The sequence below is a fragment of the Neisseria sp. 27098_8_158 genome (assembly GCF_041433145.1).
In the GTDB taxonomy this organism is placed as follows: domain Bacteria; phylum Pseudomonadota; class Gammaproteobacteria; order Burkholderiales; family Neisseriaceae; genus Neisseria; species Neisseria subflava_E.
The window spans coordinates 78372-99339 of record NZ_JAPWAZ010000004.1; the positions used below are offsets into that span (position 1 = coordinate 78372).

Annotated in this window: 35 protein-coding genes and 1 CRISPR repeat array; of the genes, 2 read left to right on the forward strand and 33 right to left on the reverse strand. The window is 43.5% G+C overall.

The features are described 5' to 3' along the window. The first annotated feature begins 36 nt into the window (after positions 1 to 36). Together cas1 and cas2 are read left to right on the forward strand one after the other, a co-directional pair. Entirely contained in the window at positions 37 to 951 is a 915-nt protein-coding gene (gene cas1, locus O3681_RS10390) for a type II CRISPR-associated endonuclease Cas1 (protein ID WP_070608383.1), read from the forward strand. Further along, positions 944 to 1270: a CRISPR-associated endonuclease Cas2 gene (gene cas2, locus O3681_RS10395; RefSeq protein WP_371459917.1), complete on the forward strand. Its 327-nt coding sequence runs from the start codon at positions 944 to 946 to the stop codon at positions 1268 to 1270. The genes cas1 and cas2 overlap by 8 nt, the downstream gene beginning before the upstream one ends. Before the next feature lie 63 nt (positions 1271 to 1333). Continuing rightward, positions 1334 to 2491: direct repeats of the CRISPR family, unit length 36 nt; unit sequence ATTGTAGCACTGCGAAATGAGAAAGGGAGCTACAAC. A 46-nt stretch (positions 2492 to 2537) separates the two neighbouring features. Here cas2 and rplQ read toward each other — a convergent pair. The 33 genes from rplQ to rpsL all read right to left on the reverse strand — a co-directional run bounded on the left by rplQ (position 2538) and on the right by rpsL (position 20904). Continuing rightward, entirely contained in the window at positions 2538 to 2912 is a 375-nt protein-coding gene (rplQ, locus tag O3681_RS10400; protein WP_003684792.1) for a 50S ribosomal protein L17, read from the reverse strand. Between the two features lie 24 nt (positions 2913 to 2936). Beyond that, positions 2937 to 3923 (reverse strand): DNA-directed RNA polymerase subunit alpha, encoded by a 987-nt coding sequence (rpoA, locus tag O3681_RS10405; RefSeq protein WP_003749298.1) that lies wholly within the window; start codon positions 3921 to 3923, stop codon positions 2937 to 2939. Between the two features lie 25 nt (positions 3924 to 3948). Then, a complete protein-coding gene (gene rpsD, locus O3681_RS10410; protein WP_003749296.1) occupies positions 3949 to 4569 on the reverse strand; it encodes a 30S ribosomal protein S4 in 621 nt (206 codons plus the stop codon). Between the two features lie 19 nt (positions 4570 to 4588). After that, complete coding sequence (gene rpsK / locus O3681_RS10415) at positions 4589 to 4984, reverse strand: 30S ribosomal protein S11 (protein WP_002216249.1); 396 nt, start codon at positions 4982 to 4984, stop codon at positions 4589 to 4591. Between the two features lie 19 nt (positions 4985 to 5003). Then, positions 5004 to 5366, reverse strand: coding sequence for a 30S ribosomal protein S13 (gene rpsM / locus O3681_RS10420; protein WP_003749295.1), 363 nt, complete (start codon positions 5364 to 5366; stop codon positions 5004 to 5006). Positions 5367 to 5433: 67 nt separating this feature from the next. Next, positions 5434 to 5547 carry a 50S ribosomal protein L36 gene (gene rpmJ / locus O3681_RS10425; protein WP_003697674.1) on the reverse strand — a complete coding sequence of 38 codons (114 nt, stop codon included), beginning with the start codon at positions 5545 to 5547 and terminating at the stop codon, positions 5434 to 5436. A gap of 18 nt (positions 5548 to 5565) precedes the next feature. Then, positions 5566 to 5784, reverse strand: coding sequence for a translation initiation factor IF-1 (gene infA, locus O3681_RS10430; protein WP_003684714.1), 219 nt, complete (start codon positions 5782 to 5784; stop codon positions 5566 to 5568). Positions 5785 to 5788: 4 nt separating this feature from the next. Further along, complete coding sequence (gene secY / locus O3681_RS10435) at positions 5789 to 7102, reverse strand: preprotein translocase subunit SecY (RefSeq protein ID WP_101756298.1); 1314 nt, start codon at positions 7100 to 7102, stop codon at positions 5789 to 5791. 13 nt (positions 7103 to 7115) lie between these two features. Next, complete coding sequence (rplO, locus tag O3681_RS10440; protein WP_004520192.1) at positions 7116 to 7550, reverse strand: 50S ribosomal protein L15; 435 nt, start codon at positions 7548 to 7550, stop codon at positions 7116 to 7118. Position 7551: 1 nt separating this feature from the next. Continuing rightward, on the reverse strand, positions 7552 to 7737 hold the full coding sequence (gene rpmD / locus O3681_RS10445) for a 50S ribosomal protein L30 (RefSeq protein ID WP_003684808.1): 186 nt from the start codon (positions 7735 to 7737) through the stop codon (positions 7552 to 7554). Continuing rightward, positions 7730 to 8248 (reverse strand): 30S ribosomal protein S5, encoded by a 519-nt coding sequence (rpsE, locus tag O3681_RS10450; protein ID WP_003684704.1) that lies wholly within the window; start codon positions 8246 to 8248, stop codon positions 7730 to 7732. The genes rpmD and rpsE overlap by 8 nt, the downstream gene beginning before the upstream one ends. 17 nt (positions 8249 to 8265) lie before the next feature. After that, positions 8266 to 8619 carry a 50S ribosomal protein L18 gene (gene rplR / locus O3681_RS10455; RefSeq protein WP_003749287.1) on the reverse strand — a complete coding sequence of 118 codons (354 nt, stop codon included), beginning with the start codon at positions 8617 to 8619 and terminating at the stop codon, positions 8266 to 8268. Positions 8620 to 8632: 13 nt separating this feature from the next. Further along, positions 8633 to 9166 (reverse strand): 50S ribosomal protein L6, encoded by a 534-nt coding sequence (gene rplF, locus O3681_RS10460; RefSeq protein ID WP_004464590.1) that lies wholly within the window; start codon positions 9164 to 9166, stop codon positions 8633 to 8635. A gap of 13 nt (positions 9167 to 9179) precedes the next feature. Next, complete coding sequence (rpsH, locus tag O3681_RS10465; RefSeq protein ID WP_003684738.1) at positions 9180 to 9572, reverse strand: 30S ribosomal protein S8; 393 nt, start codon at positions 9570 to 9572, stop codon at positions 9180 to 9182. A gap of 14 nt (positions 9573 to 9586) precedes the next feature. Beyond that, on the reverse strand, positions 9587 to 9892 hold the full coding sequence (rpsN, locus tag O3681_RS10470) for a 30S ribosomal protein S14 (RefSeq protein ID WP_003684736.1): 306 nt from the start codon (positions 9890 to 9892) through the stop codon (positions 9587 to 9589). Positions 9893 to 9894: 2 nt separating this feature from the next. Continuing rightward, the gene (gene rplE, locus O3681_RS10475) at positions 9895 to 10434 is read right to left on the reverse strand and encodes a 50S ribosomal protein L5 (RefSeq protein WP_003684750.1); all 540 of its coding nucleotides are present in this window, start codon (positions 10432 to 10434) and stop codon (positions 9895 to 9897) included. Between the two features lie 9 nt (positions 10435 to 10443). Then, on the reverse strand, positions 10444 to 10767 hold the full coding sequence (gene rplX / locus O3681_RS10480; protein ID WP_036493506.1) for a 50S ribosomal protein L24: 324 nt from the start codon (positions 10765 to 10767) through the stop codon (positions 10444 to 10446). An 11-nt stretch (positions 10768 to 10778) separates the two neighbouring features. After that, positions 10779 to 11147 (reverse strand): 50S ribosomal protein L14, encoded by a 369-nt coding sequence (gene rplN, locus O3681_RS10485; protein WP_002215434.1) that lies wholly within the window; start codon positions 11145 to 11147, stop codon positions 10779 to 10781. 227 nt (positions 11148 to 11374) lie between these two features. Next, positions 11375 to 11638, reverse strand: coding sequence for a 30S ribosomal protein S17 (gene rpsQ / locus O3681_RS10490; RefSeq protein WP_003684766.1), 264 nt, complete (start codon positions 11636 to 11638; stop codon positions 11375 to 11377). Beyond that, a complete protein-coding gene (gene rpmC, locus O3681_RS10495) occupies positions 11638 to 11829 on the reverse strand; it encodes a 50S ribosomal protein L29 (RefSeq protein ID WP_003684705.1) in 192 nt (63 codons plus the stop codon). The genes rpsQ and rpmC overlap by 1 nt, the downstream gene beginning before the upstream one ends. Then, positions 11829 to 12245 carry a 50S ribosomal protein L16 gene (rplP, locus tag O3681_RS10500; RefSeq protein WP_003684741.1) on the reverse strand — a complete coding sequence of 139 codons (417 nt, stop codon included), beginning with the start codon at positions 12243 to 12245 and terminating at the stop codon, positions 11829 to 11831. Before rplP ends, rpmC begins: the two co-directional genes overlap by 1 nt. Further along, positions 12229 to 12921: a 30S ribosomal protein S3 gene (rpsC, locus tag O3681_RS10505; protein ID WP_003684753.1), complete on the reverse strand. Its 693-nt coding sequence runs from the start codon at positions 12919 to 12921 to the stop codon at positions 12229 to 12231. The genes rplP and rpsC overlap by 17 nt, the downstream gene beginning before the upstream one ends. 9 nt (positions 12922 to 12930) lie before the next feature. Continuing rightward, positions 12931 to 13260, reverse strand: coding sequence for a 50S ribosomal protein L22 (rplV, locus tag O3681_RS10510; protein WP_003749277.1), 330 nt, complete (start codon positions 13258 to 13260; stop codon positions 12931 to 12933). Between the two features lie 8 nt (positions 13261 to 13268). Further along, complete coding sequence (gene rpsS, locus O3681_RS10515; RefSeq protein WP_002215422.1) at positions 13269 to 13547, reverse strand: 30S ribosomal protein S19; 279 nt, start codon at positions 13545 to 13547, stop codon at positions 13269 to 13271. A gap of 5 nt (positions 13548 to 13552) precedes the next feature. Beyond that, complete coding sequence (gene rplB, locus O3681_RS10520) at positions 13553 to 14386, reverse strand: 50S ribosomal protein L2 (RefSeq protein ID WP_003684813.1); 834 nt, start codon at positions 14384 to 14386, stop codon at positions 13553 to 13555. 5 nt (positions 14387 to 14391) lie between these two features. Next, complete coding sequence (gene rplW, locus O3681_RS10525; protein WP_002243944.1) at positions 14392 to 14706, reverse strand: 50S ribosomal protein L23; 315 nt, start codon at positions 14704 to 14706, stop codon at positions 14392 to 14394. Next, positions 14703 to 15323 (reverse strand): 50S ribosomal protein L4, encoded by a 621-nt coding sequence (gene rplD / locus O3681_RS10530; RefSeq protein ID WP_003684798.1) that lies wholly within the window; start codon positions 15321 to 15323, stop codon positions 14703 to 14705. Before rplD ends, rplW begins: the two co-directional genes overlap by 4 nt. Then, the gene (gene rplC / locus O3681_RS10535; RefSeq protein WP_004464584.1) at positions 15323 to 15967 is read right to left on the reverse strand and encodes a 50S ribosomal protein L3; all 645 of its coding nucleotides are present in this window, start codon (positions 15965 to 15967) and stop codon (positions 15323 to 15325) included. Before rplC ends, rplD begins: the two co-directional genes overlap by 1 nt. Before the next feature lie 251 nt (positions 15968 to 16218). Then, positions 16219 to 16530 carry a 30S ribosomal protein S10 gene (rpsJ, locus tag O3681_RS10540; protein ID WP_002642322.1) on the reverse strand — a complete coding sequence of 104 codons (312 nt, stop codon included), beginning with the start codon at positions 16528 to 16530 and terminating at the stop codon, positions 16219 to 16221. A gap of 17 nt (positions 16531 to 16547) precedes the next feature. After that, a complete protein-coding gene (gene tuf / locus O3681_RS10545; protein ID WP_004520187.1) occupies positions 16548 to 17732 on the reverse strand; it encodes an elongation factor Tu in 1185 nt (394 codons plus the stop codon). 88 nt (positions 17733 to 17820) lie between these two features. Next, positions 17821 to 19926 carry an elongation factor G gene (gene fusA, locus O3681_RS10550; RefSeq protein ID WP_070825978.1) on the reverse strand — a complete coding sequence of 702 codons (2106 nt, stop codon included), beginning with the start codon at positions 19924 to 19926 and terminating at the stop codon, positions 17821 to 17823. Positions 19927 to 19944: 18 nt separating this feature from the next. Next, positions 19945 to 20415 carry a 30S ribosomal protein S7 gene (gene rpsG / locus O3681_RS10555; protein ID WP_002240962.1) on the reverse strand — a complete coding sequence of 157 codons (471 nt, stop codon included), beginning with the start codon at positions 20413 to 20415 and terminating at the stop codon, positions 19945 to 19947. Positions 20416 to 20532: 117 nt separating this feature from the next. Beyond that, positions 20533 to 20904 (reverse strand): 30S ribosomal protein S12, encoded by a 372-nt coding sequence (gene rpsL, locus O3681_RS10560; RefSeq protein WP_002218431.1) that lies wholly within the window; start codon positions 20902 to 20904, stop codon positions 20533 to 20535. Between the last annotated feature and the right edge of the window lie 64 nt (positions 20905 to 20968).

A 20968-nucleotide genomic window follows, 5' to 3' on the forward strand; every position in this document is an offset into this window, starting at 1 on the left:
AAGCAGGGATTTTTTATATAAAAATAAGGGGAAAACATGACTTGGCGTAGCCTGCTTATTCAAAACGGCGGCAAACTATCCTTGCAACGCCGGCAACTGCTGATTCAACAAAACGGCGAGTCCCACACCGTACCATTAGAAGACATCGCCGTTATCATCATCGAAAACCGCGAAACCCTGATTACTGCCCCGCTCCTATCAGCCTTAGCCGAACATGGCTCAACCCTGCTGACATGTGACGAACAGTTCCTGCCCTGCGGACAATGGCTGCCTTATGCCCAATATCACCGCCAACTTAAAATCCTCAAGCTGCAGCTGAATATAAGCGAACCCTTAAAAAAGCAACTCTGGCAACATATCATCCGCCAAAAAATCCTAAATCAAGCATTTGTCGCAGACGAAACAGGCAATGATCTTGCCGCCAAAAGGCTGCGCACTTTGGCAGTCGAAGTCCGTTCGGGCGATACAGGAAACCGTGAAGCCCAAGCTGCCGCCCTCTACTTCCAAGCCCTCTTTGGAGAAAAGTTTACTCGCAATGACAACAATGCCGTCAATGCCGCATTGAACTACACCTACGCCGTACTCCGTGCAGCAGTTGCACGCGCCCTGACTTTATATGGATGGTTGCCTGCATTAGGCTTGTTTCATAGAAGCGAACTAAATCCATTCAACCTCGCCGATGACTTTATCGAACCCTTACGCCCATTGGCCGACCTGGTCGTTATACATTTGCATGAACAAGGCCGTCTGAAAACTGATCTGACCCCTAATATCAAACAAAACCTTATCAAGACCCTTCACTGTCAAATCTGCATCGAACGGCAATACTTCAGCACCTTGGCTGCCATAGACAAAATGATTTCCTCATTTCAAGCCAGCGTAACTGACAAAAATGCCAAACAGCTGAAACTGCCTGAAATCTTGCCATTGAAAGAATACCAATATGAGTGAGGCCAAATTTATGAGGATTATTGTCTTCTTCGACCTACCGGTTACCACAGCGGCAAAGCGCAAAGCTGCCAATCAATTCCGCCAGTTTCTATTAAAAGATGGATACCAAATGCTCCAGCTTTCCGTATACAGCCGTATTGTCAAAGGTCGAGATTCGTTGCAAAAACACCACAACAGGCTATGTGCAAACCTACCGCAAGAAGGGTCAATCCGCTGTTTGGAAGTAACAGAAAAGCAATATGCCACCATGAAACTACTGCTGGGAGAGCTGAAAACCCAAGAAAAAAGGGTAAATGCCGACCAACTATTATTATTTTAAGCCCTATTTTTTAGACCAAATAAAACGGGAAACCCTTACATGATAAGGGTTTCCCGTTGAAGTATTGTAGCACTGCGAAATGAGAAAGGGAGCTACAACGGGTTTCCAATCTTTACGAATACCCCCTTGATTGTAGCACTGCGAAATGAGAAAGGGAGCTACAACCGCACGGCTATGCCATCACCAACAAGCATTATTGTAGCACTGCGAAATGAGAAAGGGAGCTACAACACACCGCAGAAGCTGCACGGCATTTTGGAAATTGTAGCACTGCGAAATGAGAAAGGGAGCTACAACAGTTCGGTTAATTCTTGAATATAAGGCGGAATTGTAGCACTGCGAAATGAGAAAGGGAGCTACAACAACAAAATATGCAAGGTTTGAATTTGTGGAATTGTAGCACTGCGAAATGAGAAAGGGAGCTACAACGATTAAATCTTTAGGATTTGATACCGTATTATTGTAGCACTGCGAAATGAGAAAGGGAGCTACAACTACACTTGCCATTTGCCAAAACGTGTGCCAATTGTAGCACTGCGAAATGAGAAAGGGAGCTACAACCAAATGCCTGCTTTTCTCGCTGGTCTATTCATTGTAGCACTGCGAAATGAGAAAGGGAGCTACAACACAGGAAATGGTGGTTCAGGTGGTGGCGGTATTGTAGCACTGCGAAATGAGAAAGGGAGCTACAACCTGACAAAACGGACTACTTAGGTAAATCTAATTGTAGCACTGCGAAATGAGAAAGGGAGCTACAACCTGAAAATCATTGATTGTTTGGTTTTCAGAATTGTAGCACTGCGAAATGAGAAAGGGAGCTACAACATCATATTCAAGATTATATCTTGACTTGCTATTGTAGCACTGCGAAATGAGAAAGGGAGCTACAACAAAAAATGCCCCCGCTCGCATAAAGAACAGATTGTAGCACTGCGAAATGAGAAAGGGAGCTACAACATCTGATACGTTCAAGTAAACAAAGGCCGTATTGTAGCACTGCGAAATGAGAAAGGGAGCTACAACGCAGATTGCAATGCCATTTGTCTTGATTTTATTGTAGCACTGCGAAATGAGAAAGGGAGCTACAACCCGATTTGCAAGAAGGCGACGTGATTATCGATTGTAGCACTGCGAAATGAGAAAGGGAGCTACAACTATGCGCGGTTCTGCAACAGAGCCGATGAAATTGTAGCACTGCGAAATGAGAAAGGAGCTATCCAAATAAAAAAGCACCACCTAAACAGGTAGTGCTTTCATATTAATTTGCTTATTCAGCAGAATCAGCTGCTTTATCAACCAATTCAACCAATGCCAAAGGAGCATTGTCACCTTTACGGAAACCGTATTTCAGTACACGAACATAGCCGCCGTTACGAGCAGCAAAGCGTGGACCCAATTCGTCAAACAATTTAACTACAACATCACGATCGCGAGTGCGGTCAAAAGCCAAACGACGGTTTGCCAAAGAAGGTTTTTTACCCAAGGTAATCAAGGGCTCAACTACGCGGCGCAATTCTTTTGCTTTAGGCAAAGTTGTCACGATGGTTTCGTGAGTCAACAAGGAATTCGCCATATTGCGCAGCATCGCAGCACGGTGGCTGCTAGTACGGTTTAATTTGCGGTTGCCATTACGATGACGCATGTCATTATCCTTTAATCTTCAAACTTACGGCTTTTCTAAGCCTACAGGCGGCCAAGCTTCTAATTTGGAACCTAATGTCAGACCTTTAGAGGCTAACACTTCTTTGATCTCATTCAAAGATTTACGACCCAAATTAGGGGTCTTGAGAAGCTCGGTTTCAGTACGTTGAATCAAATCGCCAATATAGTAAATATCTTCAGCTTTCAGACAATTAGCTGAACGTACGGTTAATTCCAAATCATCTACAGGACGCAGCAAGATAGGATCAATAGGAGGCGCTTTTTCTTCAACCTCTTCAACCGGAGTACCTTGCAGATCTGCAAAAATAGACATTTGGTCAATTAAGATACGTGCGGCACTACGTACAGCTTCTTCTGGATCAATAGAACCATTGGTTTCAATATCCAAAACCAATTTATCCAAATCCGTGCGTTGCTCTACGCGTGCAGGTTCAACTTCAAAGCTAACACGACTGATGGGCGAAAAGCTCGCATCCAACTGAATCGCACCAATCTGTTTATTCTCATCACGCAATACGCGACGACCTGAAACAGATTGATAACCACGACCTTGCTCTACTTTAATTTCCATGTCGATTTGACCATTGTCGGACAAGTGGCAAATAACATGTTCAGGATTGATGATTTCCACATCATGTGGCAAATCAATATCACCGGCTACAACAGCACCGGCACCTGCTTTTTTCAAAGTCAACTGAACTTGATTACGACCGTGAAGCTTAAATACGATACCTTTGATGTTCAAGAGTACGTCAACAACATCCTCCTGAACACCATCAATAGTAGAGTATTCGTGCAATACGCCAGAAATAACTACTTCAGTTGGGGCAAAGCCATTCATGGATGACAGTAAGATACGACGCAAAGCATTACCTAAAGTATGACCAAAACCACGCTCAAATGGCTGCATAGACACCTTAGCTCGAGTAGAAGACAAGGTATCTACATCGATTTGACGAGGTTTCAAAAATTCGGTTGTGCTATTTTGCATTTAACTGTCCCTCATTGAGCTAGCATTATTTAGAGTAGAACTCTACCACCAGCTGTTCATTAATATCGCCAGACAATTCTGAGCGATCCGGCATATTTTTGAATACACCTTCCAATTTATCGGCATCAACAGATACCCAGCTTGGCAAGCCAATTTGAGTAGCCAGGCTCAATGCTTCTTGGATACGTACTTGTTTCTTAGCTTTTTCACGAACAGCTACAACATCACCTGCTTTAACTTGGAAAGAAGGGATATTAACAACTTGACCGTTTACGACGATAGCTTTGTGAGAAACCAATTGACGTGCTTCAGCGCGGGTAGAGCCAAAACCCATACGATAAACGACATTGTCCAAACGGGACTCCAGCAATTGCAACAGCAATTCACCGGTAGAACCTTTACGACGATCAGCTTCCGCAAAGTAACGACGGAATTGACGTTCTAACACGCCATAAATACGACGGATTTTTTGTTTTTCACGCAATTGCAAACCGTAGTCTGACAAACGTGGTTTTTTCGCACCGTGCTGACCAGGTGCAGAATCCATTTTACATTTTGAATCCAAAGAGCGACGTGCACTCTTCAAAAACAGATCCGTACCTTCGCGACGTGCTAATTTACATTTAGGGCCAATATAACGTGCCATGTTTTAAATCACTCCAATATTAAATACGACGTTTTTTAGGCGGACGGCAACCGTTATGAGGCAACGGGGTAACGTCAGTAATGCTGGTAATCTTGAAACCAAGAGCGTTTAAAGCACGTACAGAAGATTCGCGACCAGGGCCAGGGCCTTTAATGCGGACTTCTAAATTTTTAACGCCATACTCTTGGGCAACTTTACCAGCTGCTTCTGCTGCAACTTGTGCTGCAAATGGTGTACTTTTACGAGAACCTTTAAAACCAGCGCCGCCAGAGGTAGCCCAAGACAATGCATTGCCTTGACGGTCAGTGATTGTAATGATGGTATTGTTGAAAGATGCATGAACGTGCACAATACCTTCGCTTACGGTTTTACGTACTTTTTTACGTACACGCGAAGCTGTGTTTGCTTTAGCCATTAATCAAATTCCTTAAAATTTATTTCTTACCGGCAATCGCTTTGCGCGGACCTTTACGGGTACGAGCATTTGTGCGAGTGCGTTGACCACGACAAGGCAAGCCACGACGATGACGGAAGCCGCGATAGCAACCCATATCCATCAGTCGTTTAATGCTCATCGTTACTTCACGACGCAAATCGCCTTCAACTTCATATTTAGCAACTTGCTCACGCAAAGCGTCTAATTGAGCCTCGTCCAAATCTTTTGCTTTAGTAGTAGGAGCAATATTTGCTGCCTCACAAATCAATTTAGCACGAGTCGCACCAATACCATAAATAGCCTGAAGGCCAATTACGATATGGGCATTATTAGGGATATTTACCCCTGCAATACGAGCCATATTTTTTCCTTTTTAGGGCAAAGTATGTCACTATACCACAAAATCAATAGTTAAGAAAACTAGCTTCTTAACCTTGACGTTGTTTGTGACGTGGGTCAGTACAAATTACGCGAACTACACGATTACGACGAATAATCTTGCAATTGCGACAAATTTTCTTTACAGAAGGTTGTACACGCATTTTATTTCCTTTTATCGTTTATCTTGCTCGGAAAACAATCCGAGCACGGGTTAAATCATAAGGAGTTAATTCAACTGTTACCTTATCACCTGGAGAAATACGGATATAGTGCATTCGCATTTTTCCAGAGATATGACCAAGTACTACATGATCATTTTCCAGTTTTACTTTAAACGTTGCATTGGGCAAAGTCTCAAGGATTTCACCCTGCATCTGTATGGTATCTTCTTTAGCCATAAGCCTACTTACGTGATAAAGATTTCATATCTGGACGACTCATCAAATCTTCATACTGACTGCTCATTACGTAGGAATTGATTTGCGTCCTAAAATCCATTGTAACGACAACCAAGATAAGCAAAGATGTTCCGCCTAAATAGAAAGGTACATTCAATGCTGTCGTTAAAAATTCAGGTATCAGACAGATTGTAGTGATATACAAAGCACCAAATAATGTTAGTCTCAGTACAACTTTTTCCAAATATCTAGAAGTTTGCTCACCTGGGCGGATCCCAGGTACAAATGCACCACTTTTCTTCAAATTCTCAGCCATTTCTTTAGGGCTAAATACTAAAGCAGTATAGAAATAGCAGAAGAAGATAATAGTTGTTGCAAATAATCCAATATACAAAGGCTGTCCGTGTTGCAGCATTGCAGCAACCTTATGAAGAACAGAATTCGTACTATTTGAACCAAACCAACCTAAAAGTGTAGATGGAAATAAAATAATACTGGAAGCAAAAATAGGAGGAATAACACCTGCCATATTTAGCTTGAACGGCATATGAATGCTTTGTCCCGGCATCATTCCAGAGCCAAACTGTCTTTTAGCATAATGCACAGGAACTTTACGCTGAGCACTCTCAAAATAAACTACAGCATAGATCAACAGCAAAATACCAATCACAATTGATACCGCCATCAACATACTCATAGAGCCTTGTTCAGTCAAAGTTAATAACCGAACAATACCGGATGGGATACCCGATACAATGCCTGCTGTAATAATTAAAGAAATACCATTACCAATACCACGCTCGGTAATTTGCTCCCCTAACCACATCAGAAACATAGTACCTGTAACCAAACAGACCACTGTAGAAATATGAAACTCAAGCGAACTCGTTACAACAACACCTTGTTGATAAACAAATGTTGCAACACCAAAGCTTTGCAATACAGCCAATAATACCGTCCCATACCTAGTATATTTCGTAATTATTTTCCTACCAGCCTCACCTTCCTTCTTTAAAGCTTTTAAAGAAGGAACAATTTCAGAAGCAAGCTGAACAATAATCGACGATGAAATATAAGGCATGATACCAATTGCAAATATACTAAAGCGCTCCAACGAACCACCCGAGAACATATTTAACATTCCGAATATGCCGTTTGCAGCGCCTTCGTATAACTTAGCTAATGCAACAGCATCTACGCCCGGTACCGGTATATGAGCACCAATACGGAAAACGACTAAAGCACCTAAAAGGAACACCAGACGTTTTTTCAGATCACCAAATTTGGATAATCCTGATAAAGATTGTTGATTAGCCACTGTAGTGCAAGCCTTATTCTTCTACTTTACCACCGGCAGCTTCAATAGCAGCTTTAGCACCTTTAGTAGCTTTTACACCTTTCAAGGTAACTGCTTTTGAGATTTCACCAGAAGCAATAACTTTTACATTAGAAGCAGTTGCAGGAATCAGACCAGCTTGTTTAAGAACCAAGACATCAATCTCGTTCACAGCAATCAGATTCAATTCACTCAAACGAACTTCAGCATTAGCGGCTGCAGTCAAAGATTTGAAACCACGTTTCGGCAGACGACGTTGCAAAGGCATTTGACCGCCTTCAAAACCTACCTTGTGGAAGCCACCAGAACGACTTTTTTGACCTTTATGACCACGACCACCTGTCTTACCCAAGCCGCTACCAATACCACGGCCTACACGACGACTAGCGTGAGTAGCACCCTCAGCAGGTTGAATAGTATTCAAAAACATATTAAGACTCCACTTTCAACAAGTAGCTGATTTTATTGATCATGCCACGGTTTTCAGGGGTATCCAAAACCTCTACAGTATGTTCACGACGGCGCAAACCTAAACCGCGAGCACATGCACGATGAGATTCAATTGTACCGATCAGGCTCTTAACCAATGTAACTTTAATCTTTTTTTGCTCAGTCATGGTTAGCTCCCAAAATATCTTCTACTGTCAAGCCACGTTTAGCAGCAATATCAGCAGGGGTATACAATTTAGACAAACCGTCTAATGTAGCGCGTACAATATTGTAAGGATTAGTAGAACCATGTACTTTAGCTGAAATGTTATGAATACCCATAGCATCAAATACTAAACGCATTGGACCACCAGCTTTCACACCGCTACCTTCTTTAGCAGGTTGCATAAATACCTTAGTAGCACCATGACGACCAATAACTTCATGATGAATAGTACCGTTTTTCAAAGGTACTTTAATCATAGAGCGTCGAGCTTGATCCATTGCTTTTTGAACAGCAACTGGTACTTCTTTTGATTTACCTTTGCCCATACCGATGCGACCATCACCATCACCAACAACAGTCAGTGCAGAGAAAGCCATGATACGGCCACCTTTAACTACTTTAGTCACGCGATTAACTGCGACCATCTTTTCAATCAGGCCGTCACCGCGTTCTTCAATTTCATGTTTTGCCATCTGAAAGTCTCCAAATATTAGAAGCTTAAACCATTTTCACGTGCAGCTTCAGCCAAAGCTTTCACACGACCGTGATATTGGAAACCTGAACGGTCAAAAGCAACTTTTTCAACACCCACTGCTTTAGCTTTTTCAGCAATACGCTTACCAACTACAGCTGCTGCTTCAACGTTGCTACCTGATTTCAGGCTACTACGTACTTCAGCTTCCAATGTAGAGGCTTGAGCCAATACTTTATCACCTTCAGCACTAATTACTTGAGCATAAATATGATTATTGCTGCGGAACACACATAATCTTACCATTTTCAAGTCCGCAATACGCGCACGGGTTTTGCGTGCACGACGGAGTCGGGTTGTATGTTTATCCATTAGTGAACCTCAATTATTTTTTCTTGGCTTCTTTCATCACTACTACTTCACCCACATAACGAACACCTTTACCTTTATAAGGCTCAGGAGAACGGAATGCACGAATTTCAGCAGCGACTTGGCCAACCACTTGTTTATCTGCACCAGTCAAAACGATTTCTGTTTGGCTAGGAGTTTGAACAGAAACACCTTCAGGCATTTCGTATACGATTGGATGAGAGAAACCCAAAGACAAGTTCAAAACTTTGCCCTGAGCTTGGGCACGATAACCCACACCAATCAATTGAAGTTTTTTCTCAAAACCTTCAGAAACACCCTTAACCATGTTATTAACCAATGCACGAGCAGTACCAGACATAGCATTAGCCTGTTTACTGTCATTTTTTGCAGCAAAAGTCAATTTACCATCGTTCAGTTCAATAGCAACATCGGAATGCAAAGGAAAAGACAATTCGCCGTTTTTACCTTTGATAACCAATGCATCTGTTCCGAATTTTACTTCTACACCAGCAGGAACAGTCACTGGGTTTTTTGCGACGCGTGACATTTACTTTTCTCCACTAGGCTACGATGCACAACAACTCACCACCAACACCCTCAGAACGGGCTTTGCGATCAGTCATTACACCTTTAGAAGTACTAACAATAGCGACACCCAGGCCATTCATTACGCTAGGGATCTCACTTGATGCTTTGTAAATACGCAAACCTGGACGTGAAACACGTTTAATTTGCTCAATCACAGGACGACCTGCATAGTATTTCAATTGAATTTCCAATACCGGTTTTGCATCAGCAGAAACCGCAAAATCCTCGATATAACCTTCTTCTTTCAGAACTTTTGCAATTGCACATTTCAGTTTAGAAGAAGGCATGGCAACTGCTGCTTTATTAGCACGTTGCGCATTGCGAATACGAGTCAACATATCGGAAATAGGATCATGCATACTCATTATTTATACTCCTATTACCAGCTAGCTTTAACAACACCAGGGATCTCGCCACGCATAGCGATTTCACGGATTTTAATACGGCCCAAACCAAATTTACGGAAAGTGCCACGAGGACGACCTGTTAAAGCACAACGACGACGTTGACGTACAGGTGCTGCATTACGAGGAATGGATTGAAATTTCAAACGTGCCTCAAAACGTTCTTCTTCAGTCGCATTAGCATCATTAATAACAGCGAAAATTGCCTCACGTTTAGCTGCAAACTTTTTCGCCAATGCTTGACGTTTCAGCTCACGATTAATAAGTGCTTTCTTAGCCATGATTATCCTTTAAACGGAAACTTGAACAGTGACAACAAAGCTTTCGCTTCTTCATCAGTTTTTGCAGTAGTTGTAATAGTAATATTCAAACCACGCAAAGCATCGATTTTATCGTATTCAATTTCCGGGAAAATAATTTGCTCACGAACGCCCATATTGTAATTGCCACGACCATCAAATGATTTACCGCTTACACCACGGAAGTCACGTACGCGAGGCAATGCAATAGTAATCAAACGATCTAAAAATTCAAACATTTGATCACGACGCAATGTTACTTTGCAACCAACTGGATAGTTATCACGGATTTTAAAACCTGCGATAGATTTACGAGCAACAGTAACAACTGGTTTTTGACCAGCAATTTTCTCTAAATCAGAAACAGCGTGTTCCATAACTTTTTTATCAGCAACAGCTTCACCTACACCCATATTCAAGGTGATTTTTTCAATACGTGGAACTTCCATTACTGATTTGTAACCAAATTGTTTAACCAATTCAGGAACAACTGTATCTTTATAAAACTCTCTCAAACGAGCCATGTTATCTCCTTATGCTCCAATGATAGAGCCATTTGATTTGAAGAAACGAACGCGTTTAACTTTGCCTTCATTTTCAATCAGCTTAATACCAACACGGTCTGCTTTATTAGTTTCCGGATTCAGGATTGCAACATTAGAAATATCCAAAGGCATTTCTTTAGTAATAATACCACCCTCAATACCGCGCATTGGATTAGGTTTTTGATGGCGTTTTACAACATTAACACCCTCAACAACAACTTTATCACCCAACACTCGAACTACTTGACCTTGCTTACCTTTATCTTTACCGGTAATCACTACAACCTGATCGCCTTTAATGATTTTATTCATCGCGCTATTCCTTATAATACTTCAGGCGCCAATGAAACGATTTTCATAAATCGCTCAGTACGCAATTCACGGGTTACCGGACCAAAAATACGAGTACCCAAAGGTTCAAGTTTATTATTCAATAACACAGCAGCATTGTTATCGAATTTAATTAACGCACCATCAGGACGACGCACACCCTTAGCAGTACGAACAACTACCGCATTGTATACATCACCTTTTTTGACACGACCACGTGGGGCTGCATCTTTAACTGCAACTTTAATAATGTCGCCAACAGAAGCGTAGCGACGCTTAGATCCGCCCAATACTTTGATGCACATTACGCGACGCGCACCAGAGTTATCAGCCACATCTAAGATGGTCTGCATTTGAATCATATTAGTACCTTTAAATTAACCAACTTAATTTACCACTTTCATATAACTCGCACCTTACTTTAAGCTGCTTATTAAATGAAACCATCACGGTTCTAGTAAACCAGTCTTGGATCCCGAAGGGAGAGAAACTTCCATAAGAAGCTGGAAGATAAGAAACGAAGTTTACACGCAAATTAACTTTGCTGCAAGACTTCGTTTCTTATTAAGCTACATTACTGTGTTTTAAATCAAACAGTACGCGCTTTCTCAACCAATTCTTTCACAACCCAAGACTTGGTTTTTGACAAAGGACGAGATTCCTCGATTACCACTACATCACCAATGCCATATTGATTGTTTTCATCATGAGCATGGATTTTAGTTGATAAACGAATAATTTTACCGTACAGAGGGTGTTTAACTTTACGCTCAACCAATACTGTAACAGTTTTGTCCATTTTGTCGCTTACCACTTTGCCTTGCAAAGTACGAACATTTTTAGCTTCGCTCATTACTTAGCACCTTTTTCAGTTAAAATGGTTTTAATACGAGCAATATCGCGACGTACACGTTTCAACTCGCTAGATTTACCCAACTGACCGGTTGCATTTTGCATGCGTAAGCCAAACTGAGCTTTCAACAAGTCCAACAAATCAGAGTTTAATTGCTCAATAGATTTGTCTTTCAATTCATTTGCTTTCATTATTGACCCACCTGTCTTACTACAAAGGTTGTAGGAATAGGCAATTTGGCAGCGGCCAATTCAAATGCTTCACGAGCCAAAGACTCAGGAACACCGTCCATTTCATACAATACTTTGCCTGGTTTAACTTCAGCAATGTAATATTCCACATTACCTTTACCGCCACCCATACGAACTTGAATAGGTTTCTCAGTAATTGGTTTATCAGGGAATACACGAATCCAAATACGACCGCCACGTTTAATATGACGAGTCATAGTACGACGAGCAGCTTCGATTTGGCGGGCAGTCAAACGACCACGGCCTACGGCTTTCAAACCGAACTCACCGAAACTTACTTTGTTACCGCGAGTAGCAATACCGGTGTTGCGACCTTTTTGTTGCTTGCGATATTTCAGTCTAGTTGGCTGCAGCATTACGTCCACCTGCCTTTCTTTGTTTCTTCTCATGCTCAGGTTTAGAAGATTTAATATTACCTTCTGTATAAACCCAAACTTTCAGACCCAGTACACCATAAGTAGTGTGTGCTTCGCTAGTTGCATAATCCACGTTCGCACGCAAAGTATGCAAAGGTACACGACCTTCACGGTACCATTCGCTACGAGCAATATCAGCACCATTCAGACGGCCTGAAGTCATGATCTTGATGCCTTTAGCACCAGAACGCATTGCATTTTGCATTGCACGTTTCATAGCGCGACGGAATTGAACACGTTTTTCAAGCTGCTGGGCAATACCATCAGCAATGATTTGCGCATCCAATTCAGGACGGCGAATCTCTTCAATATTTACATGAACAGGCACACCCATCAGAGCTTGCAAGTCACGTTTCAAGATTTCGATATCTTCGCCTTTTTTACCAATAACCACACCTGGACGAGCAGAGTGAATGGTAATACGTGCAGATTTAGCAGGACGCTCGATCACTACGCGACCAACTGAAGCATTAGCCAGTTTTTTACGCAAGTAGTTACGAACATCAATATCTTGTTTCAAAACAGTAGAAAAGTCGGTGCTTTTAGCAAACCATTTTGAAGCCCAGTCTTTAGTTACCGCCAGGCGAAAGCCTGTAGGGTTAATCTTTTGTCCCATAGCTTTTCCTTAGTTGCCCACTGTCACGTTAATATGACAAGTTTGTTTCTCGATGCGGTTACCGCGACCTTTGGCACGAGCTTGGAAACGTTTCAAGCTTGGGCCTTTGTCAACAAAGATAGTTACCACTTTCAGTTCGTCAATGTCAGCACCATTGTTGTGCTCGGCATTGGCGATTGCTGATTCCAACACTTTTTTAATCAGCTCAGCACCTTTTTTAGGGCTGAATGCCAAGATATTCAAAGCTTGGGCAACGTCTTTACCACGAATCAAATCAGCTACCAAACGAGCTTTTTGAGCTGAAATACGGGCGTTTTTATGTTGTGCACTTACTCTCATGATTCACCTTATTTCTTTTTAGCCTTTTTATCAGCCAAGTGGCCTTTAAAGGTACGGGTCAATGAGAACTCACCTAATTTATGACCAACCATGTTGTCGCTGATGAACACAGGCACGTGAGTGCGACCGTTGTGAACAGCGATAGTTAGACCGATGAAATCAGGCAAAATGGTAGAACGACGTGACCAAGTTTTAATTGGGCGTTTGTCGTTGCTTGCACGAGCAGCATCTACTTTTTTCAGCAAATGCAGGTCTACATATGGGCCTTTTTTTAATGAACGAGCCATACTAATTAACCTTTATTTGAGTAACGACGACGAACAATCATGTTATCCGTGCGTTTATTATTACGAGTGCGGTAGCCCTTAGCAGGAGTACCCCATGGGCTAACCGGTTCGCGAGCCTCACCAGTACGGCCTTCACCACCACCATGTGGGTGATCAACAGGGTTCATTACAACACCACGAACGGTCGGACGAATACCACGCCAGCGGTTAGCACCAGCTTTACCGATTTTTTTCAGGCTTTGTTCTTCGTTACCAACTTCACCGATAGTTGCACGGCAATTCACGCTAATTTTGCGCACTTCACCAGAACGCAAACGAACTTGTGCGTAAGCGCCTTCTTTTGCAAGCAATACCGCAGAAGCACCAGCAGAACGTGCAATTTGCGCACCTTTACCAGGTTTCATTTCGATACAGTGAATAGTTGTACCAACAGGAATATTGCGGATCGGCAGAGTGTTACCTACTTTGATAGCAGCTTCAGCACCGGAAACCAATACTGCACCGGCTTGAATACCACGAGGAGCAATGATGTAGCGACGCTCACCATCTGCATAGCACAACAATGCGATAAATGCAGTACGGTTAGGGTCATATTCGATACGCTCTACTTTTGCAGGGATACCGTCTTTGTTACGTTTAAAATCTACTACGCGGTAATGATGTTTATGACCACCGCCTTTATGACGGGTAGTGATATGACCATTGTTGTTACGACCGGCAGTAGAATTTTTCTTTTCCAGCAGAGGTGCATAAGGTGCACCTTTGTGCAAACCTTCTGTTACCACGCGAACCATGCCGCGACGGCCTGCAGAGGTCGGCTTCATTTTAACGATTGCCATTTTGTTTATTCCTTATCTGCAGCTGCAGCAGCGGCTTCCAAATCCAACTCTTGACCGGCAGCCAAGCTTACATAAGCCTTTTTAACATCGCTGCGACGACCTAAAGTGCGACCAAAACGTTTAACTTTACCTTTAATGGTAACAGTAGTAACGTCTGCAACTTGAACGCCGAACAGCAGCTCAACAGCCGCTTTAATTTCAGGTTTGGTTGCATTTGCCAAAACTTTAAACGTCATTTGGTTACGTTTTTCAGCCAATACGTTGCTTTTTTCAGAAACGATAGGTGCCAAGATTACTTGAGTCAAACGTTGTTGATTCATACCCATTGCTCCTCTAATTGTGCAACTGCATCTTTAGTGATAACGACTTTTTTGTAACGCAGCAAGCTGTAAGGATCAACTTGTTGAGCTTCCAAAACCAATACGTTAGGCAAGTTGCGTGAAGCCAAGTAAACATTCTCGTCGAGCTGTTTAGTTACAAACAGCACTTGCTCCAAACCCAAGTTTTTCACTTGTTCGGCAAAAACTTTGGTTTTAGGAGTTTCAGCAGTCAATGCTTCGATTGCAAACAAACGTTCGTCACGAGCCAATTGGGACAAAATAGTCGCCATACCGGCACGGTACATTTTACGGTTCACTTTTTGAGTAAAGTTTTCGTCAGGTTTGTTTGGGAATGCACGACCACCTTTACGCCACAGCGGAGAAGAAGTCATACCGGAGCGAGCACGACCGGTACCTTTTTGGCGCCATGGTTTTTTAGTAGAGTGGTTTACTTCGGCACGAGTTTTTTGAGCACGATTACCAGAACGGGCATTTGCCAAGTAAGCAGTAACCAGTTGGTGAACCAGAGCTTCATTGTATTCACGAGCAAACAAAGCATCAGAAACAGCCAAGCTGCCAGATACTTGTCCTTTAGCGTCAATTACTTTCAATTCCATTACGCACCTACTTTCACGCTAGGACGAACCACGACGTCACTGTTAACCGAACCCGGAACAGCACCTTTAACCAACAAGAGTTGGCGTTCAGCATCAACACGCACAACTTCCAATTTTTGAACAGTTGCTTTAGTGTTGCCGTATTGACCTGCCATACGCTTACCAGGGAACACGCGGCCAGGGTCTTGTGCCATACCGATAGAACCAGGAACACGGTGGGAACGGGAGTTACCGTGGGAAGTACGTTGAGCACCGAAGTTATGACGTTTGATCGTACCAGAGAAACCTTTACCTTTAGAGGTACCGGTTACATCTACCAATTGACCAACTTCAAACATAGAAACGGTAATTTCATCACCGGCTTTCAATTCAGCCAGTTTTTCTTCAGTCAAAGCAAACTCAACCAAACCGCGACCAGCTTCAACACCTGCTTTAGCAAAGTGACCGGCTTCAGTTTTGTTGACACGATTAGCTTTTTTCTGACCAAAGGTAACTTGTACAGCAGTGTAGCCGTCAGTATCTTTGGATTTCACTTGTGTAACGCGGTTGGCAGACATATCCAAAACAGTTACCGGAACAGAAACACCCTGTTCGTCGAACACGCGAGTCATACCAACTTTGCGTCCAACCAGACCTAAAGTCATGATTATTTTCCTTTTAAGTAAAGGGGCGGGCTACGATTGGCCTGCCTTTCAGACAAAGTTAAACTTGATACGGATGTACCAAGTCCGCCATTATAATTGACAAATCAAAGAAATATCAACAAAAATTTCAATTTAACTTCTTAAAACCGTCATTTTTTTCGGATGAAGTGTTGCCAAATATCTGAAAATTTTCAGACGGCCTAAGAATTCTATAAAAAACCGAACAGCTAAGCTGTTCGGTTTTTCAGTTCTTATTGAACTTTAATTTCTACATCCACACCCGCTGGAAGATCCAGTTTCATCAGTGCATCAGTAGTTTTGTCAGTCCAGTCCACGATGTCCATCAGACGCAAGTGGGTACGGATTTCCAATTGTTCACGAGAAGTTTTGTTCACGTGAGGAGAACGCAAGATGTTGAAACGTTCGATTTTAGTTGGCAAAGGAATCGGACCTTTAACAACAGCGCCAGTACGTTTGGCAGTTTCAACGATTTCTTGCGCAGAACGGTCAATCAGACTGTAATCATAAGCTTTCAGGCGGATACGGATTTTTTGGTTTGCCATTTATCAATATCCCTCAATTAAGCGATTACAGAAGAAACCACACCCGCACCTACGGTACGACCACCTTCGCGAATCGCAAAGCGCAGACCTTCTTCCATAGCGATAGGCGCAATCAGTTCTACAGTAATGGTTACGTTCTCACCTGGCATTACCATTTCTACGCCTTCTTCCAAAGTAACTGCACCAGTTACGTCAGTAGTACGGAAGTAGAATTGTGGACGGTAGTTAGCAAAGAATGGAGTGTGACGACCACCCTCTTCTTTGCTCAGTACGTATACTTCTGCTTTGAACTTGGTGTGAGGAGTGATCGTACCTGGTTTAGCCAATACTTGACCACGCTCTACGTCTTCACGTTTAGTACCACGCAGCAATACACCTACGTTGTCACCAGCTTGACCTTCGTCCAGCAGTTTGCGGAACATTTCAACACCGGTACAAGTGGTTTTTTGAGTTTCTTTCAGACCTACGATTTCGATCTCGTCACCAACGTGGATGATACCGCGCTCTACACGACCAGTTACTACTGTACCACGGCCAGAGATAGAGAATACGTCTTCGATAGGCAACAAGAAAGGTTTGTCCACAGCACGCTCAGGTGTTGGGATGTAGCTGTCCAAAGCAGCAGCCAATTCGAAGATTTTTTCTTCGTAACCAGCGTCACCTTCCAAAGCTTTCAGTGCAGAACCTTGTACGATTGGGCAGTCATCGCCTGGGAAGTCGTAGCTTGACAACAAGTCACGGATTTCCATTTCAACCAGTTCCAACAACTCGGCATCGTCAACCATGTCGCATTTATTCATGAATACGATGATGTAAGGCACACCTACTTGGCGAGCCAACAGGATGTGTTCGCGAGTTTGTGGCATAGGACCGTCAGCTGCGGAACATACCAAGATCGCGCCGTCCATTTGGGCAGCACCGGTAATCATGTTTTTAACGTAGTCGGCGTGGCCCGGGCAGTCTACGTGTGCGTAGTGACGGGTTTCAGTTTCGTATTCTACGTGTGAGGTATTAATGGTAATACCACGAGCTTTTTCTTCAGGAGCGTTGTCGATTTGGTCGTAAGCTTTTGCAGCGCCACCGAATTTTTTAGCCAAAATAGTAGTCAAAGCAGCAGTCAGAGTGGTTTTACCATGGTCAACGTGACCGATGGTGCCAACGTTTACGTGCGGTTTGCTACGTTCAAATTTTTCCTTAGCCATGAGCTAATTCCTTTACATTAAAGATCGATTAAAGAACAGAGGCCGTCTGAAAAATCATTTCAGCCTTTCAGACGACCTATTTGCCTGATTAGCCTTTACGGGCTTCAGTTACAGCAGCAGCTATGTGTGCAGGAGCTTCAGAATATTTCTTGAACTCCATAGAGTAAGTAGCGCGACCTTGGGTTGCAGAACGCAGGTCGGTAGAATAACCGAACATTTCTGCCAGAGGCACTTCGGCACGGACTTTTTTACCGCCGATACCGTCATCATCCATACCCAATACGACGCCGCGGCGACGGTTCAAGTCGCCCATTACGTCACCCATGTATTCTTCAGGGGTTTCCACTTCAACTGCCATGATTGGTTCCAACAGAGCTGGATTGGCTTTACGCATACCTTCTTTGAAGGCTTGGGAAGCAGCCAATTCGAAGGCCAGTTGAGAGGAGTCGACGTCGTGTGAAGAACCGAAAATCAAACGTACGCGTACGTCAACTACTGGGTAGCCCGCAACGATACCATTAGGCAGGGTATCGCGGATACCTTTATCAACAGACGGAATGAATTCGCGAGGAATCACACCACCTTTAATTTCGTCGATAAATTCGTAACCTGCACCACCCGGTTCCATAGGTTCCATTTTGATCACAACGTGACCGTATTGACCTTTACCACCAGATTGTTTGGCATGTTTGTATTCAGCTTCAACTTCTTTGCGGATGGTTTCACGGTAAGCCACTTGAGGCGCACCAATGTTTGCTTCCACGCCGAATTCGCGTTTCATACGGTCAACAATAATTTCCAAGTGCAACTCACCCATACCGGAAATAATGGTTTGACCGGATTCTTCGTCTGTACGAACGCGGAAAGAAGGGTCTTCTTTCGCCAGACGGTTCAGGGCGATACCCATTTTCTCTTGGTCGGCTTTGGTTTTCGGCTCAACAGCAATATGGATTACCGGCTCAGGGAATTCCATGCGTTCCAAGATGATAGGTGCGCTTTCTGCACACAAGGTCTCACCAGTAGTAACGTCTTTCAGACCGATAGCGGCTGCGATGTCGCCAGCGCGTACTTCTTCAATTTCAGTACGGTCTGCAGCAGTCATTTGCACCAAGCGACCGATACGTTCGCGAGTACCTTTTACAGAGTTCAATACGGTATCACCGGATTTCACCACACCAGAGTAAACGCGGATAAATGTCAATTGACCAACGTATTTATCATTCAACATTTTGAACGCCAATGCAGAGAATTTCTCTTCATCGCTAGCTTCACGGCTGTCGGCTTCTTCAGTGTTAGGGTTAACACCTTGAACTGGAGGAATGTCGGTAGGAGCAGGCAGCAATTCTACAACTGCATCCAACATACGTTGAACACCTTTGTTTTTGAATGCTGAACCGCACAACATTGGTTGAATTTCACCAGCCAAAGTACGTTGACGCAATGCGCCTACGATTTCTTCCTCAGTCAGCTCGTCACCGCCCAAGTATTTATCCATCAATTCTTCGCTGGCTTCTGCTGCGGCTTCAATCATGTTTTGACGCCATTCTTCGGCAGTCTCAACCAATTCAGCAGGAATATCGCCATAGGTAAAGGTTGTACCTTTATCGGCTTCATTCCAAATAATGGATTTCATTTTCAACAGGTCAACAACACCGCTGAAGCTGTCTTCCGCACCAACCGGAATCACGATAGGTACTGGGTTTGCGCGCAAACGGGTTTTCATTTGCTCAACAACGCGGAAAAAGTTGGCACCTTGACGGTCCATTTTGTTTACAAATGCCAAGCGAGGTACTTGGTATTTATTAGCCTGACGCCATACGGTTTCAGATTGAGGTTGAACACCGCCTACTGCACAGTAAACCATTACCGCGCCGTCCAATACACGCATAGAACGCTCTACCTCTACAGTAAAGTCAACGTGTCCCGGGGTGTCGATGATGTTGAAACGGTGCTCAGGGAACTGTTTCGCCATACCAGACCAATAAGAAGTCACAGCAGCAGAAGTAATGGTAATACCACGCTCTTGCTCTTGTTCCATGTAGTCGGTAGTAGCCGCGCCGTCATGCACTTCGCCCAATTTGTGAGTCAAACCTGTATAGAACAAAATACGTTCTGTTGTGGTTGTTTTACCCGCGTCAATATGGGCAGAAATACCGATATTGCGATACAGGCTGATAGGGGTCTTACGAGCCATTTTGTTAGCCTTTCGATATTAGAAACGGAAGTGAGAGAATGCTTTGTTTGCTTCAGCCATGCGGTGTACTTCTTCACGTTTTTTCAACGCACCGCCACGACCTTCAGCTGCATCAATCAATTCACCCGCCAAACGCAGGTCCATAGATTTCTCACCACGTTTACGGGCCGCATCGCGAACCCAGCGCATTGCCAAGGCCAGACGACGTGAAGGACGAACTTCAACAGGAACTTGGTAGTTTGCACCACCTACACGGCGGCTTTTCACTTCCACGATAGGTTTGGCGTTTGCAATGGCTTCGTTAAATACTTCGATTGCTACTTTGCCGGTTTTTTTCTCAATTTGCTCCAGAGCACCGTAAACGATACGCTCTGCAACAGATTTTTTACCGTCAATCATCAATACGTTCATGAATTTAGTCAGCTCAACGCTGCCGAATTTTGGATCTGGCAGTACGTCGCGCTTAGGGACTTCTCTACGTCTTGGCATTTTAATTTCCTTTAGTCTATTCAGTTGGGTCTATTCCCATGAATACCTAATTAAGTATTCACTTACTCGGCCGTTGTTCAGCTTAGGCGGCCGACGTGCCTATTTGAGTCCCGATAATTATTTAGGACGCTTAGCACCGTATTTAGAACGGGCTTGTTTACGGTCTTTAACACCTGCTGTATCCAAAGAACCGCGTACAGTGTGGTAACGCACACCTGGCAAGTCTTTTACACGACCGCCGCGAATCAATACGACGCTGTGCTCTTGCAGGTTGTGGCCTTCACCGCCGATGTATGAAATGACTTCAAAACCGTTGGTCAGGCGAACTTTACATACTTTACGCAATGCAGAGTTAGGTTTTTTAGGGGTAGTTGTGTATACACGGGTGCATACGCCGCGTTTTTGCGGGCAAGCTTCCAGTGCAGGCACTTTGTTTACGTACACAGGCTTTTGACGGCCTTTGCGTACCAATTGGTTAATAGTTGGCATATTTTCTCGTCCTGTTGAGTTAAATACTTGCCGACACCATGTCGACAAGATTGGAATTATATTT